Annotated in this window: 26 protein-coding genes and 1 other annotated feature; of the genes, 3 read left to right on the forward strand and 23 right to left on the reverse strand. The window is 45.4% G+C overall.

Annotated elements, in window-relative coordinates; all coding sequences use genetic code 11:
* Window positions 1-2: 2 nt before the first annotated feature.
* Window positions 3-1,193 carry a helix-turn-helix domain-containing protein gene (locus tag BLV66_RS12505; RefSeq protein WP_086986430.1) on the forward strand — a complete coding sequence of 397 codons (1,191 nt, stop codon included), beginning with the start codon at window positions 3-5 and terminating at the stop codon, window positions 1,191-1,193.
* Between the two features lie 229 nt (window positions 1,194-1,422).
* Here the strand turns inward: BLV66_RS12505 and BLV66_RS12510 are convergent, their stop codons facing one another.
* Both BLV66_RS12510 and BLV66_RS12515 read right to left on the reverse strand, forming a co-directional pair.
* Window positions 1,423-2,058 (reverse strand): Vat family streptogramin A O-acetyltransferase, encoded by a 636-nt coding sequence (locus BLV66_RS12510; RefSeq protein ID WP_086986429.1) that lies wholly within the window; start codon window positions 2,056-2,058, stop codon window positions 1,423-1,425.
* Between the two features lie 99 nt (window positions 2,059-2,157).
* Window positions 2,158-2,865 (reverse strand): helix-turn-helix domain-containing protein, encoded by a 708-nt coding sequence (locus tag BLV66_RS12515; RefSeq protein WP_086986428.1) that lies wholly within the window; start codon window positions 2,863-2,865, stop codon window positions 2,158-2,160.
* 268 nt (window positions 2,866-3,133) lie between these two features.
* Between BLV66_RS12515 and BLV66_RS12520 the strand changes: the two genes are divergently transcribed.
* The gene (locus BLV66_RS12520; RefSeq protein ID WP_086986427.1) at window positions 3,134-4,330 is read left to right on the forward strand and encodes a MalY/PatB family protein; all 1,197 of its coding nucleotides are present in this window, start codon (window positions 3,134-3,136) and stop codon (window positions 4,328-4,330) included.
* Window positions 4,331-4,474: 144 nt separating this feature from the next.
* Here the strand turns inward: BLV66_RS12520 and BLV66_RS12525 are convergent, their stop codons facing one another.
* Both BLV66_RS12525 and BLV66_RS12530 read right to left on the reverse strand, forming a co-directional pair.
* Window positions 4,475-5,503: a 3-deoxy-7-phosphoheptulonate synthase gene (locus tag BLV66_RS12525; RefSeq protein WP_086986426.1), complete on the reverse strand. Its 1,029-nt coding sequence runs from the start codon at window positions 5,501-5,503 to the stop codon at window positions 4,475-4,477.
* A gap of 58 nt (window positions 5,504-5,561) precedes the next feature.
* Window positions 5,562-5,804, reverse strand: a binding site (T-box leader).
* Between the two features lie 86 nt (window positions 5,805-5,890).
* Window positions 5,891-7,267 carry a 6-phospho-beta-glucosidase gene (locus tag BLV66_RS12530; protein WP_086986425.1) on the reverse strand — a complete coding sequence of 459 codons (1,377 nt, stop codon included), beginning with the start codon at window positions 7,265-7,267 and terminating at the stop codon, window positions 5,891-5,893.
* 266 nt (window positions 7,268-7,533) lie between these two features.
* Between BLV66_RS12530 and BLV66_RS12535 the strand changes: the two genes are divergently transcribed.
* Window positions 7,534-8,424, forward strand: a complete 891-nt coding sequence (locus BLV66_RS12535; RefSeq protein WP_086986424.1) for a MurR/RpiR family transcriptional regulator — start codon at window positions 7,534-7,536, stop codon at window positions 8,422-8,424.
* An 81-nt stretch (window positions 8,425-8,505) separates the two neighbouring features.
* On the opposite strand, the gene nadA is transcribed toward BLV66_RS12535, so the two are convergent.
* The 19 genes from nadA to BLV66_RS12625 all read right to left on the reverse strand — a co-directional run bounded on the left by nadA (window position 8,506) and on the right by BLV66_RS12625 (window position 25,432).
* A complete protein-coding gene (nadA, locus tag BLV66_RS12540; RefSeq protein ID WP_245826692.1) occupies window positions 8,506-9,456 on the reverse strand; it encodes a quinolinate synthase NadA in 951 nt (316 codons plus the stop codon).
* A gap of 320 nt (window positions 9,457-9,776) precedes the next feature.
* Entirely contained in the window at window positions 9,777-9,944 is a 168-nt protein-coding gene (locus BLV66_RS15615; protein WP_176974263.1) for a hypothetical protein, read from the reverse strand.
* 291 nt (window positions 9,945-10,235) lie between these two features.
* Window positions 10,236-10,901: an NAD(P)H-dependent oxidoreductase gene (locus tag BLV66_RS12545; protein ID WP_086986423.1), complete on the reverse strand. Its 666-nt coding sequence runs from the start codon at window positions 10,899-10,901 to the stop codon at window positions 10,236-10,238.
* 295 nt (window positions 10,902-11,196) lie between these two features.
* A complete protein-coding gene (locus tag BLV66_RS12550; RefSeq protein ID WP_086986422.1) occupies window positions 11,197-12,030 on the reverse strand; it encodes a dihydrodipicolinate synthase family protein in 834 nt (277 codons plus the stop codon).
* 152 nt (window positions 12,031-12,182) lie between these two features.
* On the reverse strand, window positions 12,183-12,923 hold the full coding sequence (locus BLV66_RS12555) for a YcjF family protein (protein WP_086986421.1): 741 nt from the start codon (window positions 12,921-12,923) through the stop codon (window positions 12,183-12,185).
* A gap of 356 nt (window positions 12,924-13,279) precedes the next feature.
* Window positions 13,280-14,431, reverse strand: a complete 1,152-nt coding sequence (locus BLV66_RS12560; protein ID WP_086986420.1) for an RNA-guided endonuclease InsQ/TnpB family protein — start codon at window positions 14,429-14,431, stop codon at window positions 13,280-13,282.
* Entirely contained in the window at window positions 14,421-14,867 is a 447-nt protein-coding gene (gene tnpA / locus BLV66_RS12565; protein WP_086986419.1) for an IS200/IS605 family transposase, read from the reverse strand. The genes BLV66_RS12560 and tnpA overlap by 11 nt, the downstream gene beginning before the upstream one ends.
* Before the next feature lie 114 nt (window positions 14,868-14,981).
* Window positions 14,982-15,947 carry an aldo/keto reductase gene (locus BLV66_RS12570; RefSeq protein ID WP_086986418.1) on the reverse strand — a complete coding sequence of 322 codons (966 nt, stop codon included), beginning with the start codon at window positions 15,945-15,947 and terminating at the stop codon, window positions 14,982-14,984.
* 93 nt (window positions 15,948-16,040) lie between these two features.
* The gene (locus BLV66_RS12575; protein ID WP_093114570.1) at window positions 16,041-16,940 is read right to left on the reverse strand and encodes a LysR family transcriptional regulator; all 900 of its coding nucleotides are present in this window, start codon (window positions 16,938-16,940) and stop codon (window positions 16,041-16,043) included.
* A gap of 173 nt (window positions 16,941-17,113) precedes the next feature.
* Window positions 17,114-18,049, reverse strand: a complete 936-nt coding sequence (locus tag BLV66_RS12580) for a nitronate monooxygenase (protein ID WP_086986416.1) — start codon at window positions 18,047-18,049, stop codon at window positions 17,114-17,116.
* A gap of 104 nt (window positions 18,050-18,153) precedes the next feature.
* Entirely contained in the window at window positions 18,154-18,933 is a 780-nt protein-coding gene (locus BLV66_RS12585; protein WP_176974264.1) for an SDR family NAD(P)-dependent oxidoreductase, read from the reverse strand.
* The gene (locus BLV66_RS12590; protein ID WP_086986414.1) at window positions 18,923-19,225 is read right to left on the reverse strand and encodes a hotdog family protein; all 303 of its coding nucleotides are present in this window, start codon (window positions 19,223-19,225) and stop codon (window positions 18,923-18,925) included. Before BLV66_RS12590 ends, BLV66_RS12585 begins: the two co-directional genes overlap by 11 nt.
* Window positions 19,222-19,569, reverse strand: coding sequence for a hypothetical protein (locus BLV66_RS12595; protein WP_086986413.1), 348 nt, complete (start codon window positions 19,567-19,569; stop codon window positions 19,222-19,224). Before BLV66_RS12595 ends, BLV66_RS12590 begins: the two co-directional genes overlap by 4 nt.
* A complete protein-coding gene (locus BLV66_RS12600) occupies window positions 19,556-20,740 on the reverse strand; it encodes a thiolase family protein (RefSeq protein ID WP_218131852.1) in 1,185 nt (394 codons plus the stop codon). Before BLV66_RS12600 ends, BLV66_RS12595 begins: the two co-directional genes overlap by 14 nt.
* The gene (locus tag BLV66_RS12605) at window positions 20,730-22,127 is read right to left on the reverse strand and encodes a class I adenylate-forming enzyme family protein (RefSeq protein ID WP_086986412.1); all 1,398 of its coding nucleotides are present in this window, start codon (window positions 22,125-22,127) and stop codon (window positions 20,730-20,732) included. Before BLV66_RS12605 ends, BLV66_RS12600 begins: the two co-directional genes overlap by 11 nt.
* A 22-nt stretch (window positions 22,128-22,149) precedes the next feature.
* On the reverse strand, window positions 22,150-22,695 hold the full coding sequence (locus BLV66_RS12610) for a biotin transporter BioY (protein ID WP_176974265.1): 546 nt from the start codon (window positions 22,693-22,695) through the stop codon (window positions 22,150-22,152).
* A gap of 278 nt (window positions 22,696-22,973) precedes the next feature.
* On the reverse strand, window positions 22,974-23,300 hold the full coding sequence (locus BLV66_RS12615; protein WP_086986410.1) for a nucleoside triphosphate pyrophosphohydrolase family protein: 327 nt from the start codon (window positions 23,298-23,300) through the stop codon (window positions 22,974-22,976).
* A gap of 30 nt (window positions 23,301-23,330) precedes the next feature.
* Window positions 23,331-23,660, reverse strand: coding sequence for a nucleotide pyrophosphohydrolase (locus BLV66_RS12620; protein ID WP_086986936.1), 330 nt, complete (start codon window positions 23,658-23,660; stop codon window positions 23,331-23,333).
* A 5-nt stretch (window positions 23,661-23,665) separates the two neighbouring features.
* Window positions 23,666-25,432, reverse strand: a complete 1,767-nt coding sequence (locus tag BLV66_RS12625; protein WP_086986409.1) for a DUF2075 domain-containing protein — start codon at window positions 25,430-25,432, stop codon at window positions 23,666-23,668.
* Between the last annotated feature and the right edge of the window lie 257 nt (window positions 25,433-25,689).

The raw sequence follows: 25,689 nt of genomic DNA on the forward strand, positions 1-25,689 counted from the left end.
TCATGAATCTGAACTATCTGATGGCTTATGCATCCAGAAAACTGCACACAAAAATCAGTCTTTATAAGAATGGAACGGAAGCGCAATCCGTCTGCAAAAATCTGGAACTGGCGGAACAATTTGAGTTGAATGAAGAATGCTCACAAAAATTATTGCGGTATTCCAACAAAGCCGTGCCCACGATCGTCAGTCTGAACGACCACTATGTTTTTGGTTTGGTGGAACACGAAGCCAACACTTTCATTGTTGGGCCGCTCGAACTGAGCGATGATTACAAAATCACGCGGAATATTTGCCTGGAGGAATGGGGACATATCAGCACCTATCGCGTACCTACGATGGTCGTCAGCGAACTCGTTGAGGTGCTGCTGTTGATCCATAATCTGGCGCACGAGTATGAACTGATTATTGAAGAATTGTCGACGTATAACTTCGAAGATCATCTGCAATCCGCCAAGAAAAATTACGTCGACAAGTTTTTTCAGGATAGGGAATCTGATGTTTGGCATAACTCCTATCAGCAGGAGATCCGCGAATTCGACAGCATCATGAACGGGGATATGCTCAAATTGAAGGAAAGCTGGGCCGAGGACTATGGCGGGGAAATGGGCAGGCTCGCCACCGACGATCTCCGAAACATGAAAAACTTGGGGATAGTCGTTATCACTTTGGCGAGTCGCGCAGCGATGCGTGGCGGCTTGCATCCGGAAATCAGCTACTCATTGAGTGATGCCTTCTCGCTTGAAATCGAGCGTTTGAAAACTGTTGAGGACATCACGAGATTGATTCGCAATGCGGAAATGGAGTACACTTTATTGGTCCATGAATTAGCAAAAAAATCCAGAATCCAAGCTTCCGCTGTATACACGCATCCTTACGTGAACAAAATCCAGGAATTCATCCTGAAGAACCTTCACAAAGATCTTCAGATCGGCGAAATCGCGGAAATCCTTTCCGTCACGCCGAACTATCTTTCCGCTCTGTTCAGAAAGAACACCGGCAAGACGATCCAAGCCTACATGACCGAAGAAAAGATGAAGTACGCGGAGCAATTGTTGCTGTATTCCGAAAGACCCATCAGCGAAATCTCCTCAAGTATCGGCTACAGCTCCCAAAGCTACTTTGGAAAAGTGTTCAAGAACTTTTCCGGGTACGCACCAAGCGAGTACAAAATGCGCTTTGGAAAGAGCTGAACTGATAAATTCCTAGCTAATATAAACAAAAATGCCTCTCAAAAATAAGAGAAGCCATTGTAATTTCCGAATAACGACTTCCATAATCCAACCTCACACATTGGACTATGCAAAATAAATCGCGCAATCGGCCGGGATTCCCCACTGGCTAACTGCGCGACTTTTTTCACATACATTCAAAAGAGCGGATGTTAAAGATATTCAACAATTTTAAATGTTGAATAATATATTATTTAGCAATCGATTTTATTTTTGATAAATCTCCACTACACAATATCTCGAGATTATTGAATATTTTTTCTGAATCCCAATTCCACCACTCCAAATAAAGAAGATACTCAATTAAGTCATCATCAAACCGTTTTTTGATGAGTCTACAAGGGTTTCCTCCTGCCACTGAGTAAGGAGGAATATCACCTGTTACTGTAGAATTCGCTGCAATTATAGAGCCATCACCAATATGAACACCTGGCATGACAGTTACGTTTTGCCCAAACCATACATCGTTTCCAATGATAGTATCTCCTTTGAATGGCAAGTCATCGAGGTTAGGAGTAGCTTTTTCCCAACCATTTCCGAATATGTTGAAAGGGTATGTCGTTACACTATTCATTCGATGGTTTGCACCATTCATAATAAATTCAATACCACTACCCAAAGCGCAGAATTTGCCTATAATTAAATCATCTCCAATGAAATCATAGTGATGCGTTACATGTTTTTCAAAATCTGCAGGGCTTTCATTATCATCATAATAAGTATAATCACCCACTTTAATGGTTGGACGAGTAATTACATTTTTAATGAAACAAACACTTGGGATAGCTGGATTAGGGTAGATTGCATCCGGATCTGGACCAAACATAGTATAACCTCCTCTTCTAATTATTAACTTTTACGAGTAAATCTCCTAAAAGTGGAATTAACTTTTCTATTTTTTTATATTCCCTTTTTATGCCTAAAATCACATAATATTAAACATATTAAATAATTTCATCATACGTATATCATTTTGATTAATTTTTAAACGTTTAATAAGCTCTTCATCCTCTTTAAGAGGAGTTTTAGAAAAAAGCATCTTAAATGACACTGGCATGAAGGGACGAAACGAGATTCCACTCATCATTCCCAAACGTTCCGTTGTTTCTTGAAATGTGGACAAAATGGTTATCGATACGTTCTCGACTTCAGTTGAACTGTGTGTAAGGAACATTGATGTGAAAGTATCGTGATGCTGAGAATAACCAAAGTAAGTATTCTCAGCAAACATGTATTTATCAAATGTTGGTATATTCATATAGAAAGCAGTTGGAAACCTTCCATGTTCCGGGTGGTTAGAGATTATAAACAGAGAACGAAGCAACTTATTAATTCGTCCATCATACATATATGAATATAAAGTCGTTGACTCCTTAAATAACGTTTTTGGATTGGAAGAGTTTGTTTCCATTAACAGGTTGGATTTGCTATACAAAAGTTGTTCAGGATGTACCTTTAGGGCATAAGCAATTTCATAAAAAGTTTCAATATCAATTACAATTTTTCCTGCTTCATACTTTTGCATCGTAGATTTACTTCTATTTATCTGCTCACCTAACTCTTCCAACGTTATTCCTTTGCTTTTCCGAAAGTGTCTGATGGTTCTTCCCAATTCTGACGATATTTCTGACATATTTCATCCTCCCAAAGTTTGTATTTTATAATGTGGTTATATGAAAAAGTATTATAAATATTCTTTTTGATGAAATTAGGTGAAAAGATGAGTAGATTCTCAATCCCCTGATAATGAAATCGTTTTCAGTGTATCCAGAATACTTTTAATTTAAAAAAGTTTATTTTAACGATTCTTGTGTCTATTGGATTTCTTTTTGATACACCTATATTATTACATATATGGTAGATGATATAAAAGTAATTCACCTAAGGAGAGAGGATATATAATGGATTTTAATCAATCAGTTAACAGAATAGATACAGGTAGTGTTAAATGGGATATGGTGGAAACAGTATTTGGGAGTAAAGATTTATTGCCACTTTGGATTGCTGATATGGACTTTACCACATCGCAAAAAATTATTGATGCTATAGAAAATGAGGTCTCTAATGGGATCTTTGGGTACAAAACGCCATCGGATTCCCTCATGCAGGCAATTATAAATTGGCAGTCCACTCAACATAATTATCAATTGACTAAATCATCTATCGTATTCTCGCCAGCAGTAGTTTCCTCTATTTGCACTGCGATTCAAGCTTTTTCCCGGGAAGAAGATGCTATCTTAATTCATGATCCAGTGTATTCTCCATTCGCAAACGCGGTCTTGCTCAATAATAGAGAGTTAGTAACAAGTAAATTAATCAGCAATGATGGAGCATACAGCATCGACTTCAACGACGTTGAGGCTAAAATGAAGACCCGACAAGTAAAAATGTATATTTTCTGTAACCCTCACAATCCTGGAGGCCGTGTTTGGAAACACGCCGAACTTAAAAAGGTCGTAGATTTATGTAAAAAGTACGAGGTTATCCTCATTAGCGATGAAATACACCAAGACATCGTTTTTAAACCTAACAAATTCACTAGTATGTTGGCACTGGATGGTTCAGACGCGTTTACCATTGCTTTAACTGCACCAACAAAAACATTTAATTTGGCAGGATTGAAATGCTCTTATGCGTTTATCCCTAATCAGTCATTACGGGAACGATTTGTTCTCTCTCAAGCAAGAAATAGTGGCCCTAATTTACATTTGGAAATGAATTCAATTGGTTTGACTGCAACAGAAGTTGCCTTAAATGAGGGAGAAGTATGGCTACAACAACTGATTCAGCATTTTGAGGAACAATTTGATTTTATCGAGGAATTTATTAAAAATGAAGTTCCTAACGTGAAATTTAAAAAACCTGAAGGGACCTATTTAGCTTGGTTGGATTTTTCAGATTTGGGACTTGATGACAATCAATTGATGCATCTGCTAGTGAATAAAGGAAAGGTAGCTCTAAATGCAGGGTGTGACTATGGTGAAGAGGGAAAAATGTTTATGCGTCTGAATATTGCAACTTCTCACGAAAGATTATTTGAAGGTCTTCATCGAATTAAAGAATCGGTTAACTATATTGAAAATAAAATTATTGTTTAAGAAGTGTATTTAGCCCAAGAAGCAGTTTCCAGCACTTAGTACGAACGCTTCTTGTTCCTGTAATTCTCTACACGCACCCCTGCGCCTCGCATCATACAGCAACACAAAAAGGCCAGGAGAAATCCTGGCCACTTTGTGTTGCTCTTATGCGTTTTCTGCGATGTATTTAACCAATTCTTCTGTATCTTCCCAGCCTAGGCATGGGTCGGTGATGGATTGGCCGAAGACTGTTCCGTCGTCTTCTTGACGTCCGCCTTCAAGGAAGCTCTCGATCATGAAGCCGCGCGCCAATTTCTTGATGTCATCGTTCCAAGAACGGTTGAACATCGTTTCTTTAACGATACGGATTTGCTCCATATGTTTTTTACCTGAGTTGTCGTGGTTCGTGTCAATCATGATGAACGGATTTTTGTAATCCCCTTCACCGTAGGCTTTCACGACTTTGACAAGGTCTTCGTAGTGGTAGTTCGGGATGTTATCGCCGTACTCGTTCGTTCCACCGCGCAGGACAACGTGGGCCAACGGGTTTGAGCTGGACTGCACTTCAACGCCGTTATGGATGAATTTTTGTACTTGTTGAGCAGCGTACACGGAATTGAACAACACTTTCAGGTTGCCGCTTGTCGGGTTCTTCATCCCAGCTGGGTGATCGATTCCGCTGGCAACGAAACGGTGCTGTTGGTCTTCTACGGAACGCGCGCCGATTGCATGGTAGCTGACAAGATCATCAACAAAATCCAGGTTTTCCGGGTACAGCATTTCGTCAGCCGTCGTCAAGCCGGTTTCCGTGATGACGCGATTGTGCAGGCTACGCACAGCAGCGATACCTTGAATCAGGTTGCTCTTGCCGGTTGGATCTTGTTTATGCAACAAGCCTTTGTAGCCGTCACCGGTCGTACGCGGTTTGTTTGTGTAGATACGGGGAACCATGAATACTTTGTCTTTGACTTGTTCCTGCAATTTCGCCAAACGACGCACGTATTCCATTACCGCTTCTTCATCATGGGCGGAACAAGGTCCGATGACCAAAAGGATGCGATCGTCTTTGCCTTCGATGATGTCGTGCAATTCTTGGTCGCGGGCTGCCTTCATCGCTGTTTGCTCAGGCGTCAGCTTGGATAATTCTTTGACCAATTCGAAATCGATTTTTTCACTCAATGCTTTGAAACTCATATTAATCCCTCCATTTTCTCTTCAACAAAAAAAAGCCTCGTCCATTCCAATTTTCATTGGAAAGGACGAAGCCTGTATAGACTCGTGTTACCACCTTTGTTCATAGACTACTCGCGCAAGTCTACCTCGATAGGTACATTATAATACCCTAGCGAAATAACGAACGCTATCACCCGTCGCAGCCTACTTGATTCAGTGCGAAGTTCAAAGATGAATTCGGCTATCTCGCATGTGTGCCTTGCATCGACCGGCACCTTTCTGGTCAGCTCAATAACTTACTACTTCTTATCATCACTTTTTATGTTGTTTCTCAGAATATACTCATTTTCCAAGCAAATGTCAAATGGTTTTTTGAAAAAAAGTGAATGACAGGGTTTTCTTGTTGAATTAGTCTAAGTCTTTTGCGATTTCGTCTTGAACAGTCACGCCTTCAGCTTCCAAGCGTGCGATTGTTTCAGCGAATTGCGGCAAGTGTTTTTTGTGTGCGATGAACAATTCGTTCATGATTTTGATAGCAGTGTCGCCTGAACGGATCAATGGGTTGATTGTGAAGGCTTGCAATGCCGTACCGTAGTCGCCTGTTACAGCAGCTTCGATAGTCAACAATTCCATAGCTTTCATCACTTGCAACCAGCCTCTTTCAGCAGTCGGCAATTCACCGAAAGCCACGTTACGAGCGCCTTGTGCGCCGACGTAAGCTGTAACTTCGACCACGCAGTCAGCTGGCAGGTCAGGAACAGCGCCATTGTTTTTAGTCGATACAACGATTTGCGTGTCTTTGTTGCCATAGATGGCAGCGATTGTTTCGCAAGCAGCGTCTGAGTAATAAGCTCCCCCACGTTTTTGCAATTGCTCCGGTTTGTGATCCAAGTTAGGATCTTTGTATAATTCAAACAATTCAGCTTCTGTCTCTTTAACTTGTTGTGCACGCGTGCCTATGCCATTGTACTCTTCCAGGCCGTGTGTCAGCATTTCTTCTTCACGGTAGTAGTAACGGTGGTAGCCGCATGGAATCATGCCCATTTGTTCCAGTTGGTCTCTGTAGAACGGAATGTCATGGATATTTTTCGGTAAGCCAGCATCTTTGTCGAACATAGCGTCAATCACTTTATGAGTGATGTCGTTGCCTTTGTCGTCAGCGACTTTATGCCAGTGGAAGTGATTCAAGCCAGCAAATTTGTAGATCAAGTCTTCTTTTTCAACGCCTAATGCTTTTGGTTCAGTCATGGTTGCCATAACCGGTACATTACATAAGCCCATTACTCTGTCCCATTTACCATAGCGGACAACTGCTTCTGTTACCATGCCGCTTGGATTCGTGAAGTTGACCAACCATGCATTCGGGCACAATTCTTTCATGTCTTCAACGATTTGCAAAATGATAGGAATCGTACGGAATGCTTTGAACATACCACCAGCACCGTTAGTTTCTTGGCCCAGCATGCCATAAGAGAAAGGAATACGCTCATCTTTGACGCGGGCATTCAGTAAACCTACACGGAATTGTGTCGTTACGAAGTCTGCATCTTTCAACGCTTCTCTACGGTCCAGAGTCATATGGATTTTCACGTCGTATGGGGATGCATCCCACATACGTTGTGCCATTGTGCCCACGATTTCTAATTTTTCTCTCCCTGCTTCGATATCCACTAACCAGATTTCGCGGATAGGCAATTCATCATAACGCTTGATGAAACCTTCCATTAATTCAGGTGTATAGCTGCTTCCTCCGCCGATTGTTACAATTTTAACGCCTTTTGTCATTTGTATATTCCTCCTCGTTTCGTTTACAAGGTTATTATCTATCATGTAAATATCGATAACAAGGGTTCTTGGTTCACTTAAAATCCTTTTTACAAAATTCGTGCAAAATCCGCCTGATAATTCAAATTCTTTTCGCTTTTTAGCCTTTTTTGAGCATAATATCGTTTACATACCATTTACATTAAATTATAATTCTTGTAAATAGAAGAAACGCGATTCGAGCCTGATATGGATCGCTGGACTTGAGAAAAGGAGATGCGCCACATATGTTGATACGCGAAAAAATGGAAACCATCAAGTTTTCTCCGGCTGAAAAAGAAGTCGTGGATTACCTGTTGCACTATCCGGAAGTGCTGGATGAAAAGACAATGCAGGATATCGCAGCCGAAACCTATACACAGCCTTCTACTCTGATCCGCATCGCCAAAAAATTGGGCTTCGACGGATGGGTGGAATGCAAAAAAGCCTACCAAGAAGAACACGACTATCTGACACGCAACTTCGTAAACATCGATGCCAATCTGCCGTTCGAAGCAAACGACTCAATCATGACAATCAGCAATAAGATGGCCTCGCTCGGACAATCTACAATTGAGGATACGCTCTCCCTCATCCACCACGACTCGCTGCAACAAGCGAAACAGATGCTACTGAGGGCTAAACATATCCAAATCTTCGCCACCAACGCCAATATGCTCATCCCGCAGGACTTTGCCTTGAAGATGAACCGGATCAAGCATCACACCGCTGTCTCCACCATTAAAGGCGAAGACGTCTACACAGCCTATACCTGTCCCGAAGGCACCTGCGCCATCTTGATTTCCTATACCGGCGAAAGCAACCCGATGAAGCAAATCGCGAATATATTGAAAGCTGAAGGCATCCCCACGATCGGAATCACGAGCATCGGTGACAACTATCTTTCACGTGCGGTGGACTGCTACCTGCCGATCACAACGCGCGAGAAACTATATTCAAAGATCGGCAACTTCACGGTCAACCTTTCCATCATCTACCTGCTGGACGTCTTGTATTCGATCGTATTTGCCGAAAAATACGAGGAAAACCTGGCCCATATAATCCGCATCGGCAAAATAGCCGACAAGCGGAAGACAAGTTCGGATATCATGCAGGAGGATACCGATGGAAAGAACTAAATCTAAAGGGAAACTATCGAAAAACAGCCGGATACACGTCAAATGACGTCTCCGGCTGTTTTCATTTCAGTATTCATTTTCTCATCTAACTAAGTTCAATGAAAGTTCCATCATCTTTTCCAATGGGCGGAGCGCCTGCTGCATCAATTCTTCATCCATCTTGACTTCCGGTGTCATCGTGTCCATCGCATCATACAATTTCTGTAATGTATTGCGTTTCATGCTGCGGCATGTCTGGGTACGTGTCGGCACTAGGAACTCTTTACCCGGAGCCGCCTTCTGCATCTGATGCAAGATGCCCACTTCGGTACAAACGATGTATCCAGGCGCATCATTCTTCTTCACCTCATCCAACAACACCTTTGTGCTGCCGACTACATCACCGAGCGCAACAACTTCCGCCTGCGCCTCTGGATGCACCAGTACCTTGTAATCCGGATTGGCTTCGATCATCTCCTGGACAGCCGGGACGCGGATTTTGTGGTGCACGCAGCAAAACCCGTCGTGCAGAATGACGTTTTTCTCCGGCACCTGGCTCTTAATGTACGATCCAAGATTGATATCCGGAATAAAATAGATGTTTTTCTGCGGCAGGCTGCGCACGATCTCCAGGCAATTGGACGACGTCACACAAACATCGCTGTGTGCCTTGGTTTCCGCTGTCGTATTCACATACGCGACAACCGCCAAATCATCGTACTGGGCCTTGACACGCTCAATTTCATCGGTCGTGATCATATCAGCCATCGGACAACCGGCTTTGATATCCGGCATGATGACCCGCTTGCCCGGACTCAAAATCTTCGCGCTCTCCCCCATGAAGTTTACCCCGCAGAAACAGATTGTCTGCTGCGGCGTAGTCTTCGCTAATTTCGCCAACTGGTAGCTATCGCCAATGTAGTCTGCCACATCCTGAATTTCGTCCTGAACGTAGAAATGTGCCAGAACAACGATATCCTTCTCCTGCTTCAACCTCTGTATCCCCGCGACTAATTCCGCGTCGCCCATTTTCGCGTTCATCTTCTCCCTCAATACCATAACCTCCACGGCCTCACGCCCTTATTGTCTTGACACCTGTAAACACATTAAAGATTATCATGCTGAACAAAACCTGTCAATGTTCCCTTTCCATCAACCGAGGCCAACCCTTATGCCAAGCTGCACCAAAAAACAGCCAGAAAACGTCGATGACGTCTCCAGCTGTTTTCAATTAAGTATTTTAAATACGTGAGTGCTCCTCTACAGGAAATCACTCAATTTTTTCTGCATCTCATCAGTGCCAATTGGTCGCTTGGGCTAGTCGCGAGTCGGCAATTGTTTGATCAGCTGCAGAACGCTTCGCTGACCAGTAACTATTGGTTCGATTCAGAGCCACAGATAGTATCCATTTTTTCGGTCATTTCGTCCGTCAGCACATTGCTGACAAATGCTCCGTAATAGTTTTTCTTCATTTCCATTTCAACTTTGAAATGTTCGCATTCTTGTAAAGTCATATCGTTCATATTAAAGTATTTTTTCATATAGGTTCCTCCTTGTTAACAAAACTTATGTAATGGGCCGATAGCCGCTGGGCAACCACAAGGCAGTTGACTGATGAGATGTACTTACTTTATACCGTGATTTGTACTCTGAGTCAAGAATACTGCTCAGCCAATATTGTTCCAAATGTAGCTTTTCAGTCTATATACTGCAAAAAAGCAGGAAGACAGCCTATACCTTATAGGATTGTCTTCCTGCTGTATTCGTTGTTTTTCTTGTGCACTTTGAGGCGATTCACCGTTCATTCAGGAACCGTTATCCCCTTGAAATATTCAGTCGATTACTTCAAGAATCTCATCCAAGGACTGTCTTTTCTTCGGCGTGATTGGTTCATTACGGTAACCCAGACCCAACATATAGGACACGCCGAACGCATCCAGGTCGACCAGCCCTTTTTCCGACAGGTATTTCTCAACATTGGCTTTGTTGAAGCCTTCAATCGGGCAGCTGTCGATCCCCAGTAATGCGGCGGTAGTCATCATATTGGCCATTGCGATGTAGGTCTGCTTGGAGGCCCAATCGTACAAAGTGCGTTCGTCCGTCAATTGCTGGTTGTTCTTTTGGAAATTGTCGAAATACTGGCTGCGCGGTGAGTCAATCGCAAAGTCCGCGCCGAGCACATCCTCGACGATATGCCGGACATGATCGCTTTCGATCGTCACATTTTTTCGGGCCAACGCGATGACGAAATGGCTGGCACCGTTGAGACTGTTTACCGCTCCCGCAGCGATCCCCTTCAAGTCATCCTTGATTGCCTGATTGTTTATCAACAAGAACTTCCATGGTTCATATCCGAAGGAACTCGGCGATAAACGGGCCGATTCAATAATCGTTTTCCAATCTTCCTCGGCAATTTTTTTCGTTGGATCGAAGGATTTGGTCGCATAACGGTTTTGGAAGGCTTCGATGATTTGTGCTCTTAATTCAGGTGTAGACATAAACGGATCTCCTCACTTCACATGATAATTTTCGCAATAAAATCTATATATACAATATACTACTTTTTTATGGCAGAACCGGCAAGGGAGTTGCCTTTTTAGGAATCCAACAATCGGAAGACTGTCCATTCTTCGCCATCTCCGGTGAAGGGCTGCTTGACGGAGATGGCGCCCTTATGTCGTTACTATACTCCTGCGAAAGGTCTCTCATCGGAGATACCGGAATTTGAATGCCTATTCCCTCCGGCGAAGCGCCCCTGACCGGAGTTCATCTCTTTTACCTGTAGCTGAACTGTTACTGGTTACCCAGCGGCGAACGTGCAATGCCCATATCGATCTGAGTTTGCTTTGTGATTTCATTTTTGAGATAAATGATTGGGTTCTGCGCAAAAATGCTGTGAATTGTCTCTTCGATTCCAGCTTTTTTTTCTTCGTCCAAGCGTCCGTGCAACAAATCCGTAAAATACGCTTCGACCTCGGTAGGATAAAGATTGCCCGCCATCGAGGACAAGCGTGTTGCGCCCAACGCTACTTTTTTGTCCAAATCGATTTCCCCGCCGGCGTAGACGTAAATCTTTTTGTCCGCAGCGGAAATCAATTTGGGGATACGCCCACTGTCCCCTGCCTCCTTGATGCCAATGATGTTCGGCAGCTTGATTAATTCAGCAAAAGTATCCAGTTCCAGGTTGAATCCAGTCCGCCGCGGATTGTTGTAGAGGATGATGGGCTTATCGATGACTTTGGCGATGGCTTCCACATATAGCCTCGCTTCCTTTTGGGAAGGCAAGATATAGGGCGGAAAACCCAACAGCACTCCGGTGATTTTCGGGCTCGCGTTGACTTTTACAGCAAGTTGCAGTGCTTCCTTTTGCCTGATGCTGGCGACTCCAAAGAGGATTTCCAAGTCATCCGGCAGGAAACTGGCCTCATCAATGCTTTCCAGCAGTTGCAGTTTCTCTGGCAACGACAGACTGTGCTGCTCCCCGGTTGAGCCGCATACCAGGACGGATTTCACACCCTGCTCGTACAGATGCATGACATGCTGCAGCGACGCCTCCGTATTCAAATCCTCGTTTTCGTGAAATGCGGTCGGGACCGCAATATGGAAATCATTTACTAAATCATACATGTGCAACTCCCCTTCAATAGTGATATGAAAGTTATTATATCACTGTCTTCCCAAATGCTTCATCAATTAATGGCAACTCAATAATACAGTGAATTAAAAAAGAGACAAAGCAACTGCAACTTTGTCCCTAGAGAATTTATCTGTCATCAAATTCATTTTTTATTTGAGGGTTTGCTGGAGTTCTGAAGTGTTTTGAACAACGTATTGAACTGGCCCTTGAAGGACATGGCTTGATCGAAAATATCTTCGCCGTCATTCAACATTTTGACTGTCACCCAACCTAGAGATTCTGTGATGGTGCTGGCAACGACACCGTTGATAGCGGCACCTGCAACAGTGCCTACCGCAGGAACCAATTTCAGGATATTGCCGACTGCGCCTCTGCCTAAACCAACAACGATCAATTCCCTGGATAGGCTTTTTCCAAGGCTTTCGGACCATGATTGACCAAATAGCTTGTGCAGACGAGACATCATTGTTAATTGGACCGGAACCAGCAAGAAAGCATCTGAAAAAGGGATTGGCGAACAGCCGATTATGGCTGCTGTCAAAGACGCGGCATGAACAGTCTTATGACATTTTTTGCGTTGTTCTTCATCAACACCTTCCAAAAACTCGTCGAAGATACCGTCAAATTGATTTTTGCTTTTGTCGAGAATTTTTTCAGCCTGCTCTTTTGACTTGTCATAAGCGTTTAGGACTCGGGTTGATGTCTTTTGCGGTAATTTTTTTAACACTTCAGAGAAGAAGGATTCAAATTCTTTTTCTTCTTGCTTCAGATCACTGGCTGGAAGTTCTGTTTCAACTTGTACTTCCGGTACTTTCGGTAACTCCTCTTTTTCCAGATTTCCTGTTTCGCCGGTAAACGTCTTTTTCCTGAACAATTTTTTCATGATAATCCCACCTTTTTAGTTACTCATCATAGGGCAAGCAAATCTTGCGGATAGATGCGTACTTTCTCTCTATCCTAATCATACACCAGAGGGCAAGAATCCCCAAGGAAAGGAAAACCCCACCCGAAACTGGCACGCGCATTGTTTAGCGGCTCGTTTTTGGGTGGGGTTTTAAATGTAGGCTTCATTTCTTGAAGTACAATCTATCATAATCCGGAAATACGGTAGACTTTAATCGGGGACTGCTCGGCACTCAAGTGCCTGAGCTTCTGGGAACGGAACGGACTTAACCGATTGGAAGCCAACCGGCCAGAGGTTATTCCTATGGACCAAAGCGTGTCCCACACTCTTGCCGTTTAACGTTCGGCCAACGCTTTGTTGAGGAGGTTAATGGCCGCATTCACGTCCCGATCGATGTTTTTGGTGTGACAATGCGGGCAAGCGAACGTGCGGATCCGCAACGGCTTTTTGCCGGTGTTCTCGCCGCAATGCGAACAGACCTGGCTCGTATAGGCAGGGTTGACCAGCACCAATTCCTTGCCGTACCAGTCGCATTTGTACGCCAGCATGGACTTGATTTTCGCCCAGGCTGCGTCCGCGATGGAACGGGAAAGATGGTGGTTTTGCAGAAGATTTTTGGTCTTCAGATCCTCCAGGACGATCAGGTCAAAGTGCCGCACCAAATCGGTCGTGCACTTCTGCAGGTAGTATTCGCGTTGATTAGCAATTTTGCGATTGAGTTTGGCCACCATCTGTTTGGCTTTTTGGACGTTTTTGAATTCCGAAAGATCCAGTTCGACGCCGGCCGCCTCGGCTTCCTTGATTTTGACCAAAGCCTTCGTGCGCCGGCGCGCCAACTTACGTTCCCAGCTGCTGCGTTTTTTAGCCAGGGAACGTTCAAAGTTCTTGTTTTCCAGCTTGAATCCGTCGGACTGGATCGCCAAATGGGTGATGCCTAGGTCGATGCCGACTTGTTTGTTGGTTTTCGGCAACAGAACGGGTTCGTGTTCCACTTGGATCGTCGCGGAATAGGCGCCGGTCGGCTCCTTGCGGATAACAGCGTTCTTGATTTGACCGCGGATCCGTTCAAGGCCGTAGGCCCTGACCAAACCGAGTTTCGGCAGCTTGATGTAATGGTTATCCTCGACTTGGATGTTTTGGTTGATGCACTTGGATTTGTAACTGTTGTGCGGACGTTTACGGCTTTCGAAGTTCGGATGTTTGTTTTGGCCAGTGAAGAAGCGCTGATACGCCTGATCCAAATCGGCGCAGGCATATTCCAGACACGTGCTTTCGGCCTGTTTCAGGAACGGAAATTCGAGTTTCAACACTTTGACGAGGTAGTTCATGCCGAATTTGTTGACGTATTGACCGCCGTTTTTGTAGCGTGCTTGTTGCATATCCAGCATCTTATTTTTGATGAACCGACGAAGTTGGATATTGATGTCGATCTGGTCCTTTTGGGCCTGATTCGGCAGCAACTTCACTTTGATGCCTTTAAGTTTCATTGTCTTTCGCCTCCTTTATCCGCTGGTCGTCAATATACTTGGCTATTGCCTGTTCGTTGCTTGTGCCGATACTTTCAACAAAATAACTCGGCGCCCAAAGATGCCGATTGCCTTCGGCCAGCCAGTAAGAATTTTTCAGTTCTGGGTGCAACTGGAACAGTTTTCTTGCGCTGATCCCTTTCAGCCAACGGACGATGTTTGTAACGGACAATTTCGGCGGCGCAGACACCAGCAAGTTAACATGGTCATCGAGACCAATTTCCATGTGTTTGATTTCAAATCCATATTCGCTCGCTATTTCCGACAGAATCTGTTTGAGGTCAGAATCGACTTTTCCGAACAGGACCGGATTGCGGTATTTGGTTCGCCAAATGATATGGTAGTCCAAACGAAAGACAGAAGTCCGACCATGCGTGAAACGATTTTTGTCAGTCATGTTATCACCTCTGACTACATTATACCTCCACCATATGTAAGCACCAAAAAAAAATATGAACCAAAAAAAGGCTTTCATCTCGGCATTAAAATGCCGGGTTTTTCGCCCAATTAATCAGAAATGTGTTTCATCAACATCCAGGGCATCCAAGGCTGTATTGATATCCCTCAATTCCTCTGGGCTCAACTCGATAGCTGTCCCACCTAAATTTTCTTCCAAACGGTGCATTTTCGTTGTACCAGGAATCGGGACAATCCATGGTTTCTGGGCCAGCTCCCAAGCCAAAACGATTTGAGCGCTCGTTGCGTTCTTGTTGTCAGCGATTTCTTTTAACAAATCCAACAACGATTGATTTTTTTGCATCACTTCAGGGCTGAATCTGCCCATTTTGTTGCGGAAGTCCCCTTCCGGATACACCGTATTCGCATCGTATTTTCCGCTCAAGAAGCCATTACCGAGTGGTGAATACGCGACAAAGCCGATACCCAGTTCTTCGCATACTTTAAAGATTTCATCTTCGGGTTCTCTGAACACCATGGAATATTGATTTTCGATACAGGTTACCGGGCAGACAGAGTGCGCTCTTCTCAGATAATCCAAAGGCGCATTTGATAAGCCCCAATGTTTGATCTTCCCTTCAGCCATTAATTCCTTCATCACCCCGGCAACCACTTCCGGTTCAACCTCCGGGTCCACGCGGTGCTGGTAATACAGATCAATGTAATCAACACCCAATCGGTTCAAAGATCCTTCCAATTGTTCCCTGATGGAATCCGGCTTGCTGTTCAGTTGATTCTCAGGTTTGCCATCAACCATTTTCTGCCCGTAGATGCCGAACTTCGTGGCGATGATAACGTCTTCGCGGTTGTAGATTTCTAAAGCTTTGCCTAACAGCACTTCATTCGCTTCACCGTAGACAACCGCGGTATCAAAGAAATTGCAGCCTAATTCTACTGCGCGTCTGATCAGCTTGATCATTTCTTCCCTGTCGGCCGGCGCACCGTAGGCATGGTCCATCCCCATGCAGCCAAGCCCGATTGACGATACTTCCAAACCTTGTCCCAATACCCTTGTTTTCATTTCCGTTTCCCCCTTCGTTCTATTACAACTTAAGTATAGTAAAAAAGAGACTCTTTAGAAGTCTCTCTTGGCTCACGAGTTGTAACCCAAAACTTAGGACTGGACCGCGTATATCTGACTGATGATTTTCAGGAATTCTTTCACATCATCGGATGGCGTGTTCGAATGCAGGATCCCCATCTGAATTGTATGCTTCCAGGTGATCGGAATGATTTTCAGCAAAGGATGGACATTTCCCCATTCCTTCACTCCGATCAGAACCGCATTGTCATTTTCACATGTATTGAAGACATTCACATCAAAAAATGAAAAATCTTCAATCTGAATCCTCGGATAATTTTCCGTTAGATCCTTCCTGACTTCATCAAATGCACTCATGTAGCCGCGTTTGATGAGCATGACCTTTTCATCGAACAGGTCCTCGATCGCTATTTCATCATTTGATGCCAAGCGATGATGGAGCGGGACCGCCGCACATAGGGGTGTATCATACAATTTCAATGCCGAACAACGCCGCTCGCTCAATAGGTTATCGCTGTATATGCCGGCGACCACATCGATGTTCCTGCCGAAATGATTCATGATTTCCCGCGCATTCTCCGGGGTGTTTTCGAATGAGACCAGTTCAAATTTCAGATTCGGATTGTGTTGGCGGATCTGGGGCCGCAGACTGACCAAAAATTGGACAGGCGTTGTCAATGATGTCCCGATCCTCAGTACGTGTTTGGGTTCAGCCAGCATTTTTTCAGCCCTGGAGATTGAATCTTTTGCATACTGGATGAGATATTTTGCATCACGGTACAAGGATTCGCCTGCCGGGGTCAATTGGACGCCCCGATGCGTTCTGATAAACAAATCAAATCCCAGACTGTTTTCCAGAAGATTGATTTGTTTCATGACAGCATTCGGCGATACATACAGCTCTTCTGATGCTTTATTGAAGCTGCCTGAATCGGCAACTTTAATGAATGTGTCCAATTGATGATTGTACATATGATTTAGCCTCCAAAACATTTCCACTCAGCATAACAGGTGAGAGAAGTCTTCTGGTTATTATCTTACCAAAAAATCATACAAATCAGGAATTTTATTGTTCCAAATGAAATAGAGCTGAAAACCTCTGATGGGAGGCTTTCAGCTCTAATTTTCGTTATCGTCTTCTTATTTCAATATTTGATTCTCAGTTTTGCCAAAACAGCCTCAGCCTCCGCGAACAGCTCTTCGATGATTTGTTTGGCGGGACGGATGTTTTCGATCATCCCCGCGATTTCGCCAGCCATGCAGGAACCCGTTTCGATATCCCCATCATAGACTGCGCGCGCCAATGACCCGACCGTCAGTTTCTGCAACTCTTCATGGGGTGCGTTGGCTTCTTCCAAGGCAGCATATTTCTCCAGCATCGGATTGCGGAGTGAACGCACCGGTTCTTTGGCTTTGCGGCCGGTCACGATGGTCGCTGTGTCATTTGCGTCAAGCAGAAATTGTTTATAACTGTCCGAAATCGGGCATTCTTCCGCGGACAGGAATAAGGTCCCGACTTGTATGCCTTGCGCACCTAAGGCATACATCGCAACTACCGATCGGCCATCCCCGACTCCGCCCGCCCCCAAAACGGGAATGGCGACGGCATCGACAACCTGGGGCAACAGGGATAGAGATGCAGTCTGCCCGATATGCCCGCCGGCTTCCTGTCCTTCGGCAATGACTGCATCTGCCCCTGCCGCTTCCATTTTTATGGCATGTTTGACCGAGGCGATGACGGGGATCACCTTAATGCCCGCTTCTTTGAAAAACGGCATGTATTTCTTTGGGGAACCGGCTCCCGTCGTTACAACCGCGACCCCTTCTTCGATGATGACTTGCACAAGTTCATCACAGTTTGGCATCTGCAGCATCAGATTTACTCCGAACGGTTTGTTTGTGAATGCGCGCGTCAAGCGTATTTCTTCGCGGAGCTGTTCAGCGGACATGCCGCACGAACCAATGATGCCTAAGCCCCCTGCTTCCGAAACGGGGCCGACAAGTTTATGTGTTGAGATTTTTGCCATTGCCCCTTGCAGAATGGGATATTCAATGCCTAATAGTTGCGCCACTTTTGTCATTGTTCATTATCCTCCGTTTTTGTATCATTCCCTGATCCCTTGCTGCCACTGCCAAGAGAACCGAAATGCGCTCCTGCTCCGGTTCCTCATTGTTCCCTCTTGCTTCAAATGACATATTCGGACCTTTCCGGCCGATGATAGTTCCAAACTTGCTCCCCATTGATTCCGAATACAGTTCCCGTGGGCGTCTTTGGCGAATCGATCAATTGGATTACCCGAGTCGCAACCTGCTCGCTCGAACCAATCCGCCAATAATCAGGGAATGGCTCTCCATTTCTGGCACAAGCTTCCTCAACCCGCTTGATGGCCGGAATCGTCATGTCTGTCTTTGCGGCCGGCGAAATGGCATTCACCTGAATGTTGAAGCGTTTGACTTCTTCCGCCAAAGCATAGGTAAATCCGATCACAGCAGCTTTGCTGGCGCTGTAATTCGTTTGCCCAAAGACGCCGTACATGCCTGCGGTTGAAGTCATGGAATAGATAAAACCGGATTCTGGCTGTTTCATCATCTGCTGCACCACCGGTTGGGTGAGGTTGTACAAGCTGTTGATGTTGGTATCCGTAACCTGATCCCAATTGTCCTCGCTCATTTTGTAAAATTGCCCGTCTGAGCAAATACCCGCGTTGTTGATCAAAATATCGATCCTGCCAAATTTCGCAACAATGTCCTGGACCAACTGTTGGCAGTCCTTGCGGTCGCGGACATCACAGCGCTTCGCCCAAAGATGATTTTTGGATTGGAACAAATCCGCCTCCGCTTGTTCGATGCTTTCCGCAGTCATCGAAGTGATGATTACCTGGTCCCCCGCGCTCAGAAAAGCTTTTGCCAAGGCAAAGCCTATGCCTCTCGTCCCGCCCGTTATCAATACGATTCTATCTGCCAATACAAACACCCTTCCCGATGCATTCATTCTCCCGCCAAACCTCAAATTCACCTTCATGAAGAAACTTCACCTGGGCACGTTCGCCCACAAACAAAGGCTTCAGGAACGTGTAGTCATATTTGGTGATAGCTTGGTAATCCCAATGGGCTGACAAAATCGCCTCAACTTTGGCCATGATCAATATGCCAAACACCAAGCCTGTGTCATGAATCGGATTGGCGTCCCTTGAAATTGTTTTGTAAGCCTGCAATTCCGCTAGAGAGAAAAGCAAGCTGTTCGCTCCTGATGTCATATGGGTTCCTCCACCAACAAAGTAGTAGCGCATGCCGCAATCACTGCATTTTCTTCCTTGATGGCCAAAGTATACGTCCAACAAGCTTTTCCGGGTTTAAAAGGCGTTTGATCGGTAAGGCTCAATGAAATCGCATACGTTTGATGAAAGCTTAGTTCGCGGCAACAGCTGAAGGCTTGCTTCATCAATATCGGCGTTTGATCGGCTAATTCAAGCAAGTCAAATTCCTGCCATAAGGTCGCCAGATAGCTGAGACTTATTTTACTGCCCAAAGTTGGATCGACGAGCTGATTGTACGCGCGGATATCCGCTTCGATAAACTGTATGATTTTACTTTTCGACATCAATCGGACCTGCCTTTCTGATGAGCATGGCTGCACCTTGGCCACCGCCTACGCACATCGTGACGATGCCGAATCGATTCTTTTCAGTCCTGTTCAATTCGGTCAGCAGCCTGGTGACCAGGATAGCCCCTGTCGCCCCGTAGGGATGCCCGAATGCTGTCGCACCACCGGAAGGGTTGATTTTATCAATTGGAAAGTTGCCCAGCTTGATGCAAGCCAATGCCTGCACTGCAAAAGCTTCGTTAAGCTCAATCACATCGATGTCTTCAAGCGTCATCCCTTGGCGTGCCAAAAGCTTTTGGACGGCGGGCACGGGACCTATCCCAAAGTCATTGGGATCAACCCCTACCGCAACTGCATCAACCACTTGCGCAATCGGCGTTAAATGGTACAGCCGGCAAGCACGTTCTGATGCCAAAATCGTGAAGCTTGCCCCATCATTGACAGGACAACAATTACCGGCCGTTATGGTGCCGTTTGCCTTAAAGACCGGCTTCAACCGATTCAGACTTTCCATACTACTCCGGCTTCTCGGGCATTCATCCTCACTAAGCAGGAGCTCGTCATTTATCTGAAAAGGTGTGATTTCCGAATAGAACACGCCAGCTTGTTTGGATACTTGATACTTCAGTTGACTCTGAAGCGCGAATTCATCCTGCTGCTGGCGGGTGATGCCATACTTGCCAGCTAGTTCCTCGGCGGCCTCGCCCATATCCGGATCGCCATATTCGCTAGTAGACAAGGGCTGGCGTGTTAATATGCGCGGCGATTGCATACCGTACAGGGATTTCGGACGCTCAATCTGCCATGGTGCGCGGCTGCTGCTTTCCACACCACCGCAAATCATGACTTCGCCAAAGCCGGACATTATTTTCATGTGTCCGATAGCGATGGATTCAAGACCGGATGCGCATTGACGGTCTACCGTAACCGCCGGCGTTTCCACAGGCAAACCCGCTTTTAAGGCAACGCGTCTGGCAACATTGCCACCACCACCGATTACATTCCCGACAATGACCTCATCAACGTGTTCGTTTAAGCTTGGATGCTTGTCCAGCATTGTTTTCATCAAGTATCCGCCTAGCTCTTCCGGACCAACGTCGCTGTACATCCCGCCATACTTTCCGATGGCCAAACGGGCAGCATCCACAATATAAACCTTAGATGACAATTGGCTCGCGCTCCTTTACTAAATCATGCAATAATTGTTTCCTGGATATCTTTCCGTTGTTTTGTTTCGGAATCTCTTCGACAGCGAAAATGTGATCAATCTTGGCAGGTCTAGACATTCGGGCCGATAAATAAGTATCGATTTCGGCCATGCTCATCGTCTGTTTGTGGTCGGACCAAACAATAACAGCTCCGATTTTTTCATTGTAATGTGCATCCGGGATGCCAAGCACGACGATTTCAGCAACAGACGCCAACTTTAACAGATGACGCTCAAATTCCAGCGGATAGAATTTCTCGCCGCCCCGATTGATGCAATCATCCTTTCGGCCATAATATTCCAGCGTATTCCCTTCCACTTTGCCCAAATCACCGGTAGAAACGCACGCGACTGTGGCTACGTGATTTTCGCCTTTGCGGTGGTAACCCGCAAAGTTCAAAGGGCTGCGGACCTGTATTTCACCAACGCCTTCAGCATTTGCTTGATCAATGACTACCTCAACGCCGGGAAACAGTTGTCCGACACTATGATCGGAAGGTATGCCCTGCACGGTTTCCATCGAGATGTAGCTTGTTTCCGATGAACCATAGAATTCATATAACTGCACATTTGGGCAATAGCGGTACAGCTTCCTGCGGATTTCCACATTCAGCTTAGCGCCTGATGAAATGATCGTATAATTTTCTGGTAACACTTCATTTTGAGCTTCCAGCTTGGAAATGAGCGCGTGGATCATGGTCGGCACAAGATAACAGGTCAACGACTCCGTTTGCCTGACAAGGTCAATCAGGCGCTTTGTAGAAAAATGCTGATTCAAGATGAAGGTCTGTCCAAAATACAACGTCTGCATCAGCGTGTACAGACTCAACGAGTAGTGCATCGAGCCAAAAACCGTTGCGCTCTGATTGCAAGACTGGCAGATCAATTCATTCGTCCCCTCAAAACTCTTGACCCATGACTGATGAGTTCTGCGGTACCCCTTCGGCTGTCCGGTCGTCCCTGAGGTAAAGCCGATAAAAGCCAAATCGCTCGGTGCCGCATATTCAGCAGAATCAATGGGAGCGGCAGCTTTTTCGGAAATCGTATGAATATCCGTCAACACCAGCGGATCCTCAAACTGAGCCAATATGTCCTGCAACCCTTGGTCAGAAAGACCGGCATTAACGGGCACTGCCACTTTGTCTGCCCTGATCAATGCCAAAAAATTTATCAGTTGATCAATGCCATTCGACATCGGGGCAAGAATCACTTTTTGAGAAATCCCTGCCAAAATATTTGCACGTTCTTGCACGCGCTGCTCCAATTCCTGGTAGGTCACCGCTTCTTCTCCATCAATTATTGCTGTCTGCATAGCATTTTTTGCATGCCAATCATCTATACGCTTCATCGTCGCACCTGCCTATATATATTTACGCTAACTTCAGGGAAATCAGACTGTAGCGCTTGAGGCGCATAGTGATCCAAGCTGCTAAAATCGCTTTAACCGTATCTAGCGGAACAAAGGCCAACGTCATCTTCAATCCGTTTAACCAAGAATTGCCCATGTAATACGCCATCGAAAAACTGCCGCAGAAATCAATCAGCAAAGTCCCTCCGATAATAAAAATGAGAACAGCTTTGGCAAAAGTAAGTTTCTCCCAATTCTTCTCAAGCAGGTAGCCGATCGCAAGTGGGGCTAATACGTACCCAAGCAAAAACCCACCGCTTGCGCTGGCGAACACTGCAAAACCGCCCCGCCCGCCCGATAAGACCGGAAAACCTACCGCTATCATCAGAAGAAAAACACTTACTGCAAGAGGGCCATATTTCTTGCCAAGCAGCCCGCCCGCTAGCATCATCATCATATTTTGCAGGACGATCGGTACCGGTAAACCCGGCAGGGGAATCGTTAATACCCCCGACACAATCATCAAAGCCACCATCATTGTTACCCTAGTCAAAACTTTTGTCTTCATTATTAAACTCCTCCTGTATTTACCATTTCGATTGTTACCCATAATCTTTATCAGGTTTACAAATAACATGATAACCTAATTCTTTTTTTCCCGCAACGCCCTTTTTAACGATTCTTGCATGCATCAAAAAAAGAACACACCAAAAACAGCAGCGAGGAATCCATCGTCGTGGCTTCCTCGCTGCTGTTTTTGGTTTAGAGATGAGGGAAGTATCGAATACCCTCCCGTTGGTCTTGAATCCCTATTCTTATATTCATGCATCCAGCAAATGATTGCTCCTAGAGATCAAAGCGCTTCTCTGTTGTGCTTAAGAAATTATCCAGTGCTTCCTCGCTGTCGATGCCCATCCGGTCCGCCAGCACCATCAGCCACCAGATGCTTTCGCCGATTTTGTGCTCCAAACCCGCTTCATTCGACTCGCCAACAGGCCAGCGTCCTTGCTGTGCCATCGTCAAACGCCCCACAAGCCCCGCATCGGTCAAAAATGCCAATGCATCCTCTTCAACGGACCATTCACTGCCGTGATGCTTCATTTCCAATGAGCGGTAATGCTCCCGGATTTTTTTCGATCTTTCAGCTGCTTGTTTGATGGTTAAGTTGTCCATGATAAAACTCCTTTTTTAAAATTCAGGGTGTTATGACAACTCCGTATATTTCTCTTTGTTCCCTCGGCTTTTGTCCACCGGATACTTGATGTTGTTCATCTCCAGCTTCGCCTCGATGATCTCATCGATGTCCAGATTCAGGTTGCTGGCCAACATGTGGGAGTAGATCAGCACATCGGCGAGCTCCTCCTTGATCCGATCCAGGTTGTTCGCTGTCGTTTCCTCAGGATTTTTCCATTGGAACAACTCCAGCAGCTCCGCAGCCTCCAGGCAGATTGAGATAGCAAGGTCCTTTTCGTTATGGAATTGGCGCCAGTCGCGGTCATCCCGGAATTTATTGATTTTGTCCATTGTGTTCATGTTTGTCATCCCTTTCTGGCTTCTATTAAAGCTTGTTGCAGTTCTTCATCCACCGCATAGAGGTACAAACCGTTCACACCCCTGGTCAGCAATACGTTCAGTTCGTTCTTCAGCAACGTATCGGAGAAATATTCCTTACTGCCGTCCTTCAGGCTTCTCTTTTGCGTGGCTTTTTTGTTTTTACTCTCCTGACGGTCAAAGATGATTTTGCCGTTCCTGTATTTCACGGATGGACCGATGATGACTCCCACATAATTCAGGTCGAAGCCTTGGACTGTGAAGGTGGAGCCGACTTCGTCAACCGTCTGCGCCTGTTCGGCCCAGGATAGGTGTTTGTTTCTGATTGACTGTGTTTTCGAATCAACAGGCAACTGGAGATTCCACGGCAATTTCCAGTCACCTACCCGGACATACCAATAGTCCTCCCCTTCAGGTTTGCGCTTGTCGACGTAATCCCAATCGAATGTGGCCGTCAGCCTAGAAATGCCCGAATCCTGGCTCTGTGCCTTTGCTTTGATGGCTGCATGCAATTCCTCCGGGCTGTCGAAGACCTGGATATCGTAGTTTTTTGAATCATCAGGGATTTTCCCAACCTCTTGCTCATCGATAAGGGAACGGATCCACTTCACCGTTGCTTTATCGGAATTGATGCGCATCTGGTTCGACAGATACATCAAATTGCCGTTAAGCTGTGCCTCATGCTGAAGGCTCATCAGTTCCTCGTATTCCCAATACTGCTGTGTCGAAAGCACCTGGTTTTGGTCGAACACCGCCACAACCACCTTGGCGCGTTCCAACAAATCGTGCAGTTGGTTCTTTCCTCGATAGGACTGTTTCCCCTGCGTCCAAAGCAGATGCGCTTCGTCAACGATCACGACATCCACCTTATCCTCCGGCCCGTGATTATTGATGAACGGGGTCGGTTTGGAAACGAGGTCCGGCTGCTTTTTGCTGTAGATGCCCAACTTGGTCGCGATTTGTTGATAGACCTTCAGCTGCTGCTCGTGGTTCACCAAGAGGAAATTCTTTGTATTCTTGAAGATCAGATTCTCCGGATCATCCTTGGATAATTGGTTCAATTCATAAAACAGACTGCTCATCAGGACTGTTTTACCTGATCCCGCCTCACCTGTCACAAGGATCAGCTGTCCCGTTTTCTTTCTCGTCAAAGCCTCCATGATGCGCAGAGTGATGAAATCCTTCGTACGGATCTGCTCCTCCGTCAGTTTATGGAACGGAGAAGCCTTAAAAATAGCGGAATCCCTGATGATCTGTTCAACCGGAAAAAGCTCCTTATTTTTCTTTTGCAGCCCTCTCCAGACCTTTGAGAAGATATTATCCAACTCATGGGATGTGAAATAATCATTCTGCTGGTTGGTCCGGCGGTTATAGACCGCATCAACATTTTCAATGCTGGACATGTACAGCATCAGCTTGTTTTCGATATCTAAAGTAAGTGACTTATTGAAATGATCATGCCCGATCACATACATCTTCGATGATTCCGAAATGGCCAGGTTCTCCCAATCGGTCCTCGATTTCGGATCGACCGTCAGATGCTGTATAGTCCTTTTCTTGATGTCGGACGTTTCTCCGATATAAACCGAGAATTGCTTCTCTTTATTCTCGTCATTGACGATGTAGACTGTCGGATAATGCAAAAGGTACTTCGCATCCTTACCTACATGTTCCTGGACTTTTGAATCAAAATCCTTCACACCCTCACTGCTGTAATCCAGTTCATAGATTATCGGGGCGGAAATGTCTCCCATACCAGCACCTCCTTGTATTGTGATGTTACAACAATCATACAGTTTAGCGAGTTTCTTTGCTAGATATATTTATACCGTTGTCTATCAACGTGAATTTAAGCATTCTACTTGATTTGAATGGTCAGCAGATTATTCTTCTCAGAGGAGGAATGCAAATATTTTATCCAATTGATCGATGTAAATGTTTATGAGATACTAAAATAAAATTGAATCAGAATGTGTTTACAATGCAAAATGGTTGATTACAATGGCTCGAC

This window comes from Trichococcus collinsii, assembly GCF_900107505.1.
Lineage (GTDB): Bacteria > Bacillota > Bacilli > Lactobacillales > Aerococcaceae > Trichococcus > Trichococcus collinsii.

What these genes read in the sequence shown, in the direction of transcription:
- BLV66_RS12520 (WP_086986427.1), top strand. Translation starts at nt 3,134, where the DNA reads ATGGATTTTAATCAATCAGTTAACAGAATAGATACAGGTAGTGTTAAA.
- BLV66_RS12525 (WP_086986426.1), bottom strand. Translation starts at nt 5,503, where the DNA reads ATGAGTTTCAAAGCATTGAGTGAAAAAATCGATTTCGAATTGGTCAAA.
- BLV66_RS12530 (WP_086986425.1), bottom strand. Translation starts at nt 7,267, where the DNA reads ATGACAAAAGGCGTTAAAATTGTAACAATCGGCGGAGGAAGCAGCTAT.
- BLV66_RS12550 (WP_086986422.1), bottom strand. Translation starts at nt 12,030, where the DNA reads ATGTATGATTTAGTAAATGATTTCCATATTGCGGTCCCGACCGCATTT.
- BLV66_RS12615 (WP_086986410.1), bottom strand. Translation starts at nt 23,300, where the DNA reads ATGGACAACTTAACCATCAAACAAGCAGCTGAAAGATCGAAAAAAATC.
- BLV66_RS15615 (WP_176974263.1), bottom strand. Translation starts at nt 9,944, where the DNA reads ATGAAAAAATACTTTAATATGAACGATATGACTTTACAAGAATGCGAA.
- BLV66_RS12610 (WP_176974265.1), bottom strand. Translation starts at nt 22,695, where the DNA reads ATGAAGACAAAAGTTTTGACTAGGGTAACAATGATGGTGGCTTTGATG.
- BLV66_RS12590 (WP_086986414.1), bottom strand. Translation starts at nt 19,225, where the DNA reads ATGACATCAGGAGCGAACAGCTTGCTTTTCTCTCTAGCGGAATTGCAG.
- BLV66_RS12575 (WP_093114570.1), bottom strand. Translation starts at nt 16,940, where the DNA reads ATGTACAATCATCAATTGGACACATTCATTAAAGTTGCCGATTCAGGC.
- BLV66_RS12535 (WP_086986424.1), top strand. Translation starts at nt 7,534, where the DNA reads ATGTTGATACGCGAAAAAATGGAAACCATCAAGTTTTCTCCGGCTGAA.
- BLV66_RS12595 (WP_086986413.1), bottom strand. Translation starts at nt 19,569, where the DNA reads ATGTCGAAAAGTAAAATCATACAGTTTATCGAAGCGGATATCCGCGCG.
- BLV66_RS12555 (WP_086986421.1), bottom strand. Translation starts at nt 12,923, where the DNA reads ATGAAAAAATTGTTCAGGAAAAAGACGTTTACCGGCGAAACAGGAAAT.
- BLV66_RS12510 (WP_086986429.1), bottom strand. Translation starts at nt 2,058, where the DNA reads ATGTTTGGTCCAGATCCGGATGCAATCTACCCTAATCCAGCTATCCCA.
- BLV66_RS12580 (WP_086986416.1), bottom strand. Translation starts at nt 18,049, where the DNA reads ATGACAAAAGTGGCGCAACTATTAGGCATTGAATATCCCATTCTGCAA.
- BLV66_RS12515 (WP_086986428.1), bottom strand. Translation starts at nt 2,865, where the DNA reads ATGTCAGAAATATCGTCAGAATTGGGAAGAACCATCAGACACTTTCGG.
- tnpA (WP_086986419.1), bottom strand. Translation starts at nt 14,867, where the DNA reads ATGACTGACAAAAATCGTTTCACGCATGGTCGGACTTCTGTCTTTCGT.
- BLV66_RS12625 (WP_086986409.1), bottom strand. Translation starts at nt 25,432, where the DNA reads ATGGGAGACATTTCCGCCCCGATAATCTATGAACTGGATTACAGCAGT.
- BLV66_RS12545 (WP_086986423.1), bottom strand. Translation starts at nt 10,901, where the DNA reads ATGTCTACACCTGAATTAAGAGCACAAATCATCGAAGCCTTCCAAAAC.
- BLV66_RS12605 (WP_086986412.1), bottom strand. Translation starts at nt 22,127, where the DNA reads ATGAAGCGTATAGATGATTGGCATGCAAAAAATGCTATGCAGACAGCA.
- BLV66_RS12570 (WP_086986418.1), bottom strand. Translation starts at nt 15,947, where the DNA reads ATGAAAACAAGGGTATTGGGACAAGGTTTGGAAGTATCGTCAATCGGG.
- BLV66_RS12560 (WP_086986420.1), bottom strand. Translation starts at nt 14,431, where the DNA reads ATGAAACTTAAAGGCATCAAAGTGAAGTTGCTGCCGAATCAGGCCCAA.
- BLV66_RS12620 (WP_086986936.1), bottom strand. Translation starts at nt 23,660, where the DNA reads ATGAACACAATGGACAAAATCAATAAATTCCGGGATGACCGCGACTGG.
- BLV66_RS12505 (WP_086986430.1), top strand. Translation starts at nt 3, where the DNA reads ATGAATCTGAACTATCTGATGGCTTATGCATCCAGAAAACTGCACACA.